Raw genomic sequence first — 12,372 nt, forward strand, 5'->3', positions numbered from 1 at the left:
GCTCTCATCTGTTCAACATCTTGTTTTTTACTCCATCTTTAATTCATTTAAATTATGATGGCACTGACAAACTTGCTGCAGAATATTAATTAATCGTAACTGCGTTAATGGTAGTGGATTACCTTTAATTGCGTGACTGCGCAGCGCATCATCTGCCACTATTTCAAATAACGTATTACATAAGCCGAACTCAGATAATGATGGCAAGTTAAGCTTACCTACAGCAGTAACAACCCAATCAATCCCTAACTCAATATCAGCGTTATCATTGCCAGTTAGCAGCACAGCGACTTTACGATAACGGCTCAATACATCATTCCGCCCAACCTCTAAAGCGACATTAACGTTTTCTCTCATTACATAAGGAGATAACCTTGCGGTAATTAAACCATGAGGTGCTTTTAAACGACCAGAAAGTGCAGATGCTAAACCATGTGCAGCGCCAAGTTTTGCATTGGTGCGAGCCATTCCCCCCAGCATTGCTGCAAATGCCATGTCACTTCGTGATGGTAAGTGATCATCTAAACACGCAGTAAATAATGCACCACTAACCCTACGTATGCCCTCTTCACAGATCATGTCAGTTAACGGATTAGGCTCTCCACACACATAGGCTTCAATTAAATGAGTTAACGCATCTAAACCACAGTAACCTGAAATAATCGGATCCATACCGTAGCTTAATGTAGGATCAATAATCGCAAGATCAGGGAATAACTCTAAGCTACTCAAATTCACTTTCACTTGTTCTTGTGCAGATTGAAGTACAGCACTTTTACTCACTTCAGCACCAGTACCCGCAGTAGTCGGTATTGCAATCATGGGTAACGGTTTAACTTGAAGTGGCACATTTCGCCCCACCACATCAACATAATCGTAAACACAACCTTGATTGGGGATCATCGCTGCCAGTGCTTTAGCAACATCAATCACGCTACCACCACCAATACCAATGATCATATCAGGACGAAATTTCCGCCCCATCACGGCAAGTTCTTCTACAGTCGCGATTAATGGCTCACCCAAAATAGCAACACGCTGATAACGCATGTTCTGTTGCTTAAAATAGGTTTCTAATGGCTTTGAACGTTCATCATCACGACCTGTAACTAACAAGACGCAATAACCAAATTGATTAAAAAGAGACAATGACTCCTGCAACGCCCCTTCACCAAAAACAATTCTCGTTGATGTCATAAATTGAAACATACAGCCCTTCCCTATCTTGCAATTATTCAAGCAATCAGAAACTTAACGCTTAAATGAAATTAATTATTAACAAAATAATTAATTTTATCTCGCTACTTCAAACTTACACTATCCAGTAACTTCATCTAGGTATTGACGTAAAACAAGGTTTTCCTGTTATCAAATATAGCCTTTTCCATAATACGTATCAGTTCACAAAATACACACATTTATCTCATTGATATATGTAATAAAAGTAACTTTTTACTTACACGAAACTTTAACATAGCTGCACTAATCTGCTGCCAACCAAGAGGCATTGAAGCCCGAATTACATTATTTCTAGGGGAATAAAAATGAAAAAAGCAGTATTGGCATCAGCAATTTTAGCGTCACTCGTAGCAGGTACAGCGAACGCAGCAACTGTTTACGAAGATGATAGTAAATCACTAAGTATTGGCGGCCGAGCTGAAGCGCGTTTTAATATTTCAGATGCAAACAAAGGTGATGATGGTACTGGTAATGCGTTTAAAGATAAGAGCCGTGCGCGTATCAACCTAAAAGGTAAAGCGAAAATTACTGATGACGTAACAGCTTTTGGTAAATATGAAGCAGAGATCTCAGATGATAAAGACACAACGATAACTAGTCGCTACGTATACGCAGGCTTTGATACTCAAGCAGGTGCTTTATCATACGGTAAGCAAGATTCTGCACAAGTTATGCTAACAGACTACACTGATATCCTTGCTACCTTTGGTGGTGACGGTGTCGACCTTGTTGATGGCAACAAAGACAAGCGTGAAAATAACTTCTTATACGCTGGCGAGTTTAACAACTTCACAGTTTCAGCAAACTACATTGCTGAAAACAACGATGATGAGAAAGATTCAGATAGCTACGGTATTGCTGCACAATATGCCTTCCCATTTGGTCTATCGTTAGGTGCGGGTTATGTTAACGGTCAAGACGGTACTGACGTTGATGCAAACCAGTACAATTTAGCAGCAAGCTACGAGTTCAATAACTTCTACGCTGGTGCTACTTATGCAAGCGGTGAAAAAGGTAACGCCGATCTAACAGGTTACGAACTTGCAACTGCTTTTAAAATGAACAAGTTTATTGCTCAAGCTGCTTATAACTTTAAGCAATCAGAAGAAGCTGGCGTTAAAACTGATGATGTAGATTACTTCGTGTTAGAAGGTATCTACAAATTTAATAAAAACCTACGTACATACGCAGGTTACCTATTTAACCAAATTGATGGTGAAGATGACGAACTACAAGTAGGTATTCGCTACGACTTCTAATCATCAATATTAAAATATACAAAAAAGCCAAGCTATTACGCTTGGCTTTTATTTTTCCCCTATCACTGTCTTTCATCGATTTTATCTATTGCTCTAACAGGGAAAACCCTCTTTCTCTATCTATAAACTCACGCTATAGTACTACCATAATTTTGCAGGAGAAATTTTATGTTCGTAGTAATTTTTGGTCGCCCAGGTTGCCCATTCTGTGTACGTGCTAAGGAATTAGCAGAAAAGATTAAAGCTGAGCGTGATGATTTTAATTTCCGTTACGTTGATATTCACGCTGAAGGTATCAGCAAAGCTGATCTAGAAAAAACCGTTGGTAAACCTGTTGAAACAGTACCGCAAATCTTCGTTGACCAAGAGCATATTGGTGGTTGTACTGATTTCGAAGCTTACGCTAAAGAACATAACCTACTGTTCCAATAAGAAAGTTTCTATCTTTCAAAAGGCCGACATTGTTCGGCCTTTTTTATTTTTTGTTATCACGATTTATCAACCTAAATGAACAGTATTTTTAACGTATAGTACCCTGTTTTATCAGCCTTTCTCTTTAAATTCATAAAACAAGTTAAATCAGAAGTTATTAACCCTAGTTTTCAATGTTTTTTTAGAATATACGCTATAACCCTTAGAAAAAATCAGCTAGAATTTGACTACTTTTACTACCATTTTATTGTCGGAAATCCTGTTGTGAACATTGATGTAGCAGCGCTTCTACACCAAAACGATATTTTATTACTCTTTGTTGTGCTTGCCGTTGGTTTAAGTATTGGCAAATTACGCTTTGCAAAGATGAGCTTAGGTAATTCTATCGGCGTTTTAGTTACCGCACTTTTATTCGGTAATGCTGGTTTTACCTTTGATACAGACGCACTAAATATCGGCTTTATGCTGTTTATCTTTTGTGTAGGTATTGAGGCCGGCCCAAACTTTTTCGGTATCTTCTTTCGGGACGGTAAACACTACCTATTACTAGCACTGGTTGTTCTACTATCTTCAATCGCTATTACCATGACTATGGCGCATTATCTTCATATGGATATTGGCTTAGCGACTGGCTTGATGGCTGGCTCTTTAACCGCAACGCCTGTGCTTGTAGGTGCAAAAGATGCATTAAACACAGGCCTTTCCGGTATTAGCGATCCCACTATTATTAAGCAGTTAATAGAAAACTTAAGTGTAGGTTACGCGATGTCTTACTTGGTTGGTCTTGTTAGCTTGATCTTCCTTGCGAAATTAATGCCGACGCTACAAAAGCAAAACCTTGCGGAATCATCACAACAGATAGCCCGTGAACGTGGTATTGGTGAAGTTGCACAACGCAAAGTCTATTTGCCAATTATCCGTGCTTACCGTGTCGGCCCTGAGCTAATTAACTGGATTGATGGCCGTAACTTACGTGAATTAGGTATCTACCGCCAAACAGGTTGCTATATCGAACGTGTACGTCGTAACGGTATCTTAGCGAACCCTGACGGTGATGCGATTTTGCAAGAAGGCGATGAGATTGCGTTAGTAGGTTACCCCGACAGCCATGCGCGTCTTGATCCAAGTTTCCGTAATGGTAAAGAAGTATTCGACCGCGACTTGCTGGATCTTCGGGTTATTGAAGAAGAAATTGTGGTTAAAAATGACAGCATTGCAGGTAAACGCTTATCAGAGCTTAACCTATCTGAATACGGCTGTTTCCTAAACCGTGTAGTACGTGCACAGATCGAAATGCCAATGGATCATAATATCTTGCTAAACAAAGGGGATATTCTTCAAGTCAGTGGTGAAAAGAGCCGTGTACATGGTCTTGCTGAACGCATTGGTTTTATCTCGATCCACAGTCAAATTGCCGATCTATTAGCATTCTGTTGTTTCTTTATTATTGGCTTGCTACTGGGTTTGATCACTATGAAGTTTGGTCATATTGCGTTTGGTTTAGGTAGTGCTGCAGGCCTTCTTATCGCAGGTATTACCTTAGGCTTTTTACGTGCCAACCACCCTACTTTTGGATACGTTCCTCAAGGGGCGCTGAATATGACTAAAGATCTCGGTTTGATGGTTTTTATGGTGGGAATTGGTTTAAGCGCAGGTTCAAATCTATTTGCATCCATTGAACACATAGGTTTGACCGTGTTTGTTACCAGTTTAATGGTCAGTGTTATTCCTGTTGTACTTGCGTACCTATTCGGTGCTTATGTACTGAAAATGAACCGTGCATTGCTATTCGGTGCCATCATTGGTGCCCGTACCTGTGCGCCAGCAATGGACATGATTAATGCGCACGCACGTAGTACGATCCCAGCATTAGGTTATGCGGGTACTTACGCCATTGCTAACGTACTACTCACGATCGCTGGTACATTAATTATCATATTAAAGTAATCCGTGAATCGTTAACCCTCTCAAGATCATAGGGGCTGATAAGTGAGTTATCTCATGAGTCAGCCCCTATTCAGTCAAGATACCTACACTAACCCTCATAGCGTTAATTTGTTATTAATCATCCCTTTGAGTTAATAACGTAAAGCAGCTTAGACATCGCTTACTTTTCTGCTTTAGCGCACTAATTTCAATTTATGGCAACGATAAATAATGCGAATAATGGCAATATTTCGTACCATAGATACTTATAAATACAAATAGTTACCTTGGGTGTTTTAATTTATGCGAATTCTTATTGTCGAAGACGATGCCATCCTTAGCCATCACTTAAAGTCTCAACTCAGTGAATTAGGCAACCAAGTTCAGTGTGCTAATACTGCTGAAGAAGGTCTCTTTTTTGCAGAAAACTATCCCAATGACATCGCTATTGTCGATATCGGCTTACCTGATCGTGACGGTATTAGTTTAATTAAAGACATGCGTAAAAAAGGGCTTCGTTTACCTATTCTTATTCTTACTGCACGTTCTAACTGGCAAGATAAAGTGACGGGGCTTGAAGCTGGTGCAGATGATTACCTTGTCAAACCTTTCCAAAAAGAAGAAATGGTAGCGCGTTTAAGTGCTCTTGTTCGTCGCAGCGCTGGTTTTGTGAAACCCGAGATGACTGCTGGTGATATTCGTGTCGATTTACTCGCTAAGCAAGTTTACGTACAAGAAAACCTACTGGAATTAACAGCGTTTGAATACGATCTATTGGAATACTTAATGCGTCATAGCCGTCAGGTCGTCTCTAAGCAACGTCTATTAGATGTGCTGTACGAAGATCAAGAAGGCGATCCTAATACCATTGAAGTGATGATTAGTCGTCTACGTAAGAAATTCACCAAAATAGGTCAAGATAACCCAATTTCGACTATTCGTGGTCAAGGCTATATCTTTGAACTGAGTGCACAATGAAGCAGTTTATACAGCCTCGTTTAAGACGCCGTGTATTGATCACCTCTGTTGCTATTATTGCTTTAGTCACCTCCGCACTAGCGGCGGTGATTAATAAGCTCTACTCCCAAAGCTATATGGCGTCTTATTCTTCTGAGCTCGTTGCCCAAATGCCAATGGTCGTAGCACAGCTTAACAGAGCAGGTTTAATCAAAGATGTCGACAAGTGGATAGACTCTCTTGATCCATCCGATACAGATTACATTGCTGTAGTTTGCGATCAGGCAGATAACACCACATGGCTTTCCCATGAGGCAGATAAAGCCAATTTAAAAAATGTTTGTCGTTATTTGCCAGAAGAGATCCCTACCCCGACGCTGATCAAAATGGGTGATGACAAAGGTTATATCGCCTATAACCTTAGTCGCGATCGTGAAAACGGTAATATTTACCAGCTCGTTGTCTTGCGCTCAGCAGACTCATACGAAAAAGCCCTAGCGAAACTTCACCAACGTACAGCCTTCTATCTAGGCTTGTTTGTGCTAATTGCGGTCGCATTTCTGATCGCTGCTTTCCATTGGGGTTTCCAACCATTACGTAAACTAGCAGCCCAACTCGATCAAATGGCAGAAGCCAAGCGTGATAATTTGGATAATGACTACCCAATGGAGCTGCAAGAAGTCACCAAAGCGGTTAACCGTTTAAACCGCATTAGTAGCGATCAAAAAGGTCGATACCGTCATGCTATGGATGATTTAGCCCATAGCTTAAAAACTCGTCTCGCAGCAACCAATGCATTACTTGATGATAAAACGCTTCAACGTCATGAATTGAATCAACGTATTATGGAACAGATCAGCCAAATGGATGACTTGGTTCAATATCAATTAAAACGTGCAATGGTCGGCCAACAAGGACTACAAAAGAGCAATAGCCAACTAATGCCGATTGTGACCAGCCTAAACCATATGTTGAGCAAGATCTATGCAGATAAGCAAGCTCAACTTCACTGCAATTTTAGTGATGATGTTATGCTGCCACTGAACAAAGATGATTTAATGGAGCTATTTGGCAATATGCTTGAAAACTCATTTCGTTTTTGTATCAGCCAAGTCCGTATTACCGTTAATGAAACTGACGCTTATATCACCATCAAGATTGAGGATGATGGTCCTGGGGTAAAACCTGATATGCGAGAAGCTATCTTCCAACGAGGCGTACGCTCTGATCAGCTCAATCCAGGGCAAGGTATCGGTTTATCTGTGTGTCATGAGATTGTAGATAGCTACCAAGGTAAGATCTATGTAGAAGAATCTGAACTAGAAGGCGCAGCATTTGTCATTAACTTACCAAAGCTCAATGACTAATTTGAGCATTAAAAATTTGTTACAACTCTAAGGATTTTATGTAGCCCAATGAAACGCCAATAATTTGACACTCATTAATAGACATATTCATTATTATCGTCAAAATTGTCACTGATGATTTATTTTTCATTCAATTAAGGCAAGAAGAGGATAAGTAATGCAGTGCGAGAAGTGTTCAAGTTTTGATACCTCAAGGGTCAAACGAAAATTATGGCATCGGCTTTATCTTCGAAGAATTCACATTTGTAACCAATGTGGTTGGCTACATAAAGAGAAGAAGTCTTCCTAAATCACTTTCCTTTGATACAAAAAAACCGCCTAAGCTTAGGCGGTTTTTTTATTTCAGAATTAATTAGATGTCTTGTACATCAAAATTAACTTCTGGATTTACGTCAGCATCGTAATCAACAGATTCAATACCAAAACCAAACAGCTTTAAGAACTCATCTTTGTATTGCTGGTAATCCGCAACATCAAATAGGTTTTCATTAGTTACGTTCGGCCATAGATCGCGACAGTGCTGTTGAATGTCTTCACGTAGTTCCCAGTCATCTAGACGTAGACGGTTTTCACCATCCACTTCAGCTGCTGTGCCGTCTGCTTTAAATAGACGATCATTGAACATACGTAGAATTTGCTGCATACAACCTTCGTGTACACCTTCTTCACGCATCTTCTTAAATACCATTGCGATGTACAATGGCATTACAGGAATCGCTGCACTTGCCTGTGTTACCACGCTCTTAAGTACTGCAACATTTGCTGAGCCGCCAGTTTTTGCTAGCTTCTCGTTTAGCTCTTTCGCTGCACGATCAAGATCCATCTTCGCTTGGCCTAGCGCACCGTGCCAGTAGATTGGCCATGTGATTTCAGTACCGATATAGCTGTAAGCCACAGTCTTACAACCATCAGCTAATACGCCAGCATCTGATAGCGCATCAATCCAAAGTTCCCAATCTTGACCGCCCATAACTGTTACTGTGTCAGCAACTTCTTGCTCTGTAGCAGGTTCAATGCTTGCTTCGATCAATACGTCTTTATTGGTATCTACTGCTGTTGCAGTGTACGTTTCACCCATAGGTTTTAGGCATGAACGAACAACTTCACCAGTTTCAGGTAATTTACGTACTGGTGATGCTAATGAGTAGATAACCATATCAACTTGACCAAGATCTTCTTTGATCAAATCAATGGTTTTTTGTTTTGCTTCGTTAGAGAAAGCATCACCATTCAAGCTTTTTGAGTAAAGACCTTCTTCTTTCGCAAACTTGTCAAATGCTGCTGAGTTATACCAACCTGCAGTACCTGGCTTTTTCTCTGTACCTGGCTTTTCAAAGAACACACCAATGGTTGCTGCGCCGCCACCAAATGCTGCTGCAATACGTGACGATAGGCCGTAACCACTTGATGAACCAACAACAAGTACACGCTTAGGTGCATTTGCAATTGGGCCTTGTGCTTTAGTGTAAGCAATCTGCTCTTTTACGTTCTCTTCACAACCCACTGGGTGCGTTGTTGTACAAATAAATCCACGAGTTTTAGGTTTGATGATCATCTTCAACTTCCCTTACATAGTTGTCGATAGGATAAAAGGTTAGCGTCCAATGCGCATTAAATTTATGACATAAAACGGTAAAAAACGCAGTGGTTGGAGGTGTTATCAATAATTTTGCTCAAAAAAAGTGCCACGTTAAACGTGGCACACGGGAGATTCCAGGTTTATATATCATTAACTAAGATACCTAAGCCGCCTTTCCTGGTTGTATGCGAGCTTTTTTAAAATGGTCTGCACAAAAGTGATCAACTTGAATCGCCTTTTGCCTTAGCTGTTCAGCATTCTCTATTTTTTTCACATCCTCTTCTGTGATAACTCCCGCATCCAATGCAACTTGTAACTTATCTGTTAATGAAGCTTTGCGTGGGATCTCACCTCTACGTGTCGCTTTCATTAGTTTGCGCTCTAAAGGTTTGATCTCATGCATAGCAAGAAATGCACGCTCCATAATAGCCACTGGATCATCGACTTTATCACCAACATAGCAAAGATGAGTTAATCGCTCACGATGAGCACCTGGTGACATTAATAACGATGAAATTTCTATCGCTAATGTATCGGCAGGTGCATGATAATGAATACCTAATGGGAAATTCAGTGTACGTAATAAACGTCCGACACCTTTGCGTGGAAAGTTATTAAATACGTCATTAAATGCTATTCCACATTGGTGCAAACAGTGCTCTGCTCCATATTTCACCATAGGTAAATCTTGCTGTTGACGTCCTTCGTCTTCATAACGTTTTAATACCGCAGACGCTAAATATAAATGGCTAAGTACATCACCTAAGCGGGCAGATACAAGCTCACGACGTTTCAGTTCACCACCTAAACTCAACATTGCAAAATCAGCACTCACAGCTAACGCTTTCGCCATCCGAGATAGATGTCGATAATAAACTTCGGTTTCACCACTGACGGGAGCACGATTGAAACGAGAACCTGTGAAAGCGTTCAATAATGATTTACTAACATTACCCACGGCAAAACTGATATGTTTCGCCAACAGACGATCAAACTCTTCTGCGCCTTGTTTTACATCAGGATTAGCAGCCGCTTCCATTTCATCTAATACATAAGGATGGCAACGCGTCGCACCTTGCCCGAAAATCATTAAGTTCCGTGTAAGAATATTCGCTCCTTCCACAGTGATCGCAACAGGCATACCAAAATAGTGATGACCGAGGTAATTCATTGGCCCAAGCTGAATCGCACGCCCAGCATGGACATCCATCGCATCATTTAAGATCGTTCGCGCCATTTCTGTCATATGATATTTGGCAATTGCCGTTACAATGCCTGGCGTTTGACCTAAATCCAGTGATGTCGTGGTTAACGTCCGTGACGCTTCAAGCAGATATGTTAAACCGCCAATACGTCCTAATGCTTGCGCCACCCCTTCAAAATTACCAATTGATGTTCCAAACTGTTTACGAACAACGGCATACGCCCCTGTCGTTTTGGCTGATAACTGTGAAATTGCCGCCCCTAACGCTGGCAATGAAATCCCTCGCCCAGCAGAAAGACACTCCACCAGCATACGCCAGCCTTTCCCCGCATAATCTTGACCACCAATCAGCCAATTCATTGGAATAAAGACATCGTTACCTCGGGTTGGACCATTCATAAACCCCATGTTCAATGGATCATGACGCTCGCCAATTTCTACGCCAGGGTGATCTGCTGGAATTAATGCACAGGTGATACCTAGCTCTTTCTTATCGCCAATCAAACCCTCAGGATCTTTCATCTTAAACGCAAGCCCTAATACAGAAGCAACGGGCGCTAAGGTGATATAACGTTTATTCCATGTTAAGCGTAGCCCTAATACTTGCTCGCCTTCATGCTCGCCATAACAAACAATGCCTTCATCAGGAATGCCGCCAGCATCGGATCCAGCTTCTGGCCCTGTTAGTGCAAAACAAGGAATATCTTTCCCCTGTGCCAAACGAGGTAGCCAATAGTCTTTTTGTTCATCTGTTCCATAGTGTGTGAGTAACTCACCAGGACCTAGTGAATTAGGTACCATGACACACACCGCTGCACTTAAACTGCGTGATGCGATTTTTGCGACTATCGTTGAATTGGCATGGGCTGAAAAATCCAATCCGCCGTATTCTTTACCAATAATAAGAGAGAAAAACTTTTCATCACGGAGGTATTGCCACACTTCAGGGGGTAAGTCTTTGTCTTCTTGTACGATTTGGTAATCGTTTAGCATGGCGAGCAACGTTTCTAATTTAGTGTCGATAAAAACTTGCTCTTCATCGGTAAGATTGGGTTTAGGGTAGTTAAGCAGTGTATTCCAATCAGGTTGACCACTAAATAATTCACCATCCCACCACACACTCCCAGCTTCCATTGCTTCTCGCTCGGTGTCAGACAGTGGCGGTAACACTTTCTTAAACATCTTAAAGGCGGGATCGCTGAGATAACGTTTTCGCATCGCTGATAGAGTGCTCATAATTCTGATCCTTTTGCTTTTTATATTTATCGTTTTTTAATTCATGTAGGTATACGTTCTAAATTTAGTTTTGTACTTGTTTTACGAGAGATAAATTTGGCTCTATCGGTGCAGCTACGCCAGCGGCAAGATAAGGCACTAAACGATCGATCAAATCTTCGGTTTTAACCTGACTAGAAAAATCATTTTCAGCAATTTCACGCAAAGCGGTACTGGAAGCCATGGTAAAAACCACAGCGCCTAACGTGAAATGGAGTCGCCAAAATAATGTTTCTGGATCTAAAGAAGGGTTAGCACGACAGACCGCTTGCACAAATAGTGTTAGCACTCTTTTATAGCGATTAATAATGAACCAACGTAAGTGTCCTTGAACATCGGTATACCCTCTACCGAGCAGTGACATAAACACAGTCGCGCCTTTGGTTCGATAGCTATCAAGACTCACTAACGGGGATTTACCACATTGGAAAACATCTTCCATCGTAAAGTCATCACGGGTTAATAGCCGTTCTAATTCACTTTCCAATGCAGGCATAAATACATCGAGATAGCGACTAAGCACCGCTCGAACTAATGTTTTCTTATCACCATAGTGATAATTCACCGAAGCCAGATTCACGCCTGCTTTACTCGTAATGGTTCGTAATGAGGTTTCATTAAAACCATGCTCAGCAAATAATAGCTCTGCGGCATCTAAAATCCGGCCTTTGGTTTCTCCTTTACCTGCCATTTTTATTCACCTGTATTAAACACCCGTTTAAATATTACAATCTGATAACAAATTTAACAAGCAAGCTATCTCATTATGCGACCTAATACAGCATGTTTTATTTGCTCCAACACAGCAAAAAAACACACAATAAATTCAATAAGTTAGAGATAGAATCATAAATTCAATCAATTAATACAAAAAAACAATCAAAAATAATGCATATAGAGGAACTTAATGGAGTCCAGAGAGTCTGAATTTATGCCACTACTTTTTTCTTGAAGTTATTCCTTCATAACCTACTTCATTTTTGGAGTAGGTTTTTATTTATCTAGACATTCATGCCTAACCACTAAGACGAGACCCAAGTTTTCTCGCCAACTTATCCCGCTAAAATGGCACATACTTGCTATTCATAATCACTCTTTTCTTGTTCTTAGATACACTTATTTCAATAAATGGTG

The 12,372-nt window shown here is 40.7% G+C and carries 9 protein-coding genes; 5 read left to right on the forward strand and 4 right to left on the reverse strand.

The genetic code is table 11. The features are described 5' to 3' along the window. Positions 1-27 precede the first annotated feature (27 nt). Positions 28-1,209 carry an iron-containing alcohol dehydrogenase gene (locus tag E5A76_RS07130; RefSeq protein WP_161118506.1) on the reverse strand — a complete coding sequence of 394 codons (1,182 nt, stop codon included), beginning with the start codon at positions 1,207-1,209 and terminating at the stop codon, positions 28-30. Between the two features lie 335 nt (positions 1,210-1,544). Between E5A76_RS07130 and E5A76_RS07135 the strand changes: the two genes are divergently transcribed. The 5 genes from E5A76_RS07135 (at position 1,545) to E5A76_RS07155 (ending at position 7,180) form a co-directional block, all read left to right on the forward strand. Beyond that, positions 1,545-2,498: a porin gene (locus tag E5A76_RS07135; protein ID WP_161118507.1), complete on the forward strand. Its 954-nt coding sequence runs from the start codon at positions 1,545-1,547 to the stop codon at positions 2,496-2,498. Positions 2,499-2,666: 168 nt separating this feature from the next. Next, positions 2,667-2,930, forward strand: a complete 264-nt coding sequence (locus E5A76_RS07140; RefSeq protein ID WP_053988305.1) for a GrxA family glutaredoxin — start codon at positions 2,667-2,669, stop codon at positions 2,928-2,930. A gap of 264 nt (positions 2,931-3,194) precedes the next feature. Further along, positions 3,195-4,877, forward strand: a complete 1,683-nt coding sequence (locus E5A76_RS07145; protein WP_107165070.1) for an aspartate:alanine antiporter — start codon at positions 3,195-3,197, stop codon at positions 4,875-4,877. Positions 4,878-5,159: 282 nt separating this feature from the next. Next, positions 5,160-5,834, forward strand: a complete 675-nt coding sequence (locus E5A76_RS07150; protein ID WP_053988307.1) for a response regulator — start codon at positions 5,160-5,162, stop codon at positions 5,832-5,834. Then, on the forward strand, positions 5,831-7,180 hold the full coding sequence (locus tag E5A76_RS07155; protein ID WP_161118508.1) for an ATP-binding protein: 1,350 nt from the start codon (positions 5,831-5,833) through the stop codon (positions 7,178-7,180). The genes E5A76_RS07150 and E5A76_RS07155 overlap by 4 nt, the downstream gene beginning before the upstream one ends. Positions 7,181-7,532: 352 nt before the next feature. Here the strand turns inward: E5A76_RS07155 and fabV are convergent, their stop codons facing one another. The 3 genes from fabV to E5A76_RS07170 form a co-directional block, all read right to left on the reverse strand. Then, positions 7,533-8,735, reverse strand: coding sequence for an enoyl-ACP reductase FabV (fabV, locus tag E5A76_RS07160; protein WP_161118509.1), 1,203 nt, complete (start codon positions 8,733-8,735; stop codon positions 7,533-7,535). 187 nt (positions 8,736-8,922) lie between these two features. Further along, the gene (locus tag E5A76_RS07165; protein ID WP_161118510.1) at positions 8,923-11,199 is read right to left on the reverse strand and encodes an acyl-CoA dehydrogenase; all 2,277 of its coding nucleotides are present in this window, start codon (positions 11,197-11,199) and stop codon (positions 8,923-8,925) included. A gap of 64 nt (positions 11,200-11,263) precedes the next feature. Then, positions 11,264-11,929 (reverse strand): TetR/AcrR family transcriptional regulator, encoded by a 666-nt coding sequence (locus E5A76_RS07170; protein ID WP_053988311.1) that lies wholly within the window; start codon positions 11,927-11,929, stop codon positions 11,264-11,266. Between the last annotated feature and the right edge of the window lie 443 nt (positions 11,930-12,372).

The sequence above is a fragment of the Photobacterium lucens genome (assembly GCF_009873615.1).
Classification (GTDB): Bacteria; Pseudomonadota; Gammaproteobacteria; order Enterobacterales; family Vibrionaceae; genus Photobacterium; species Photobacterium lucens.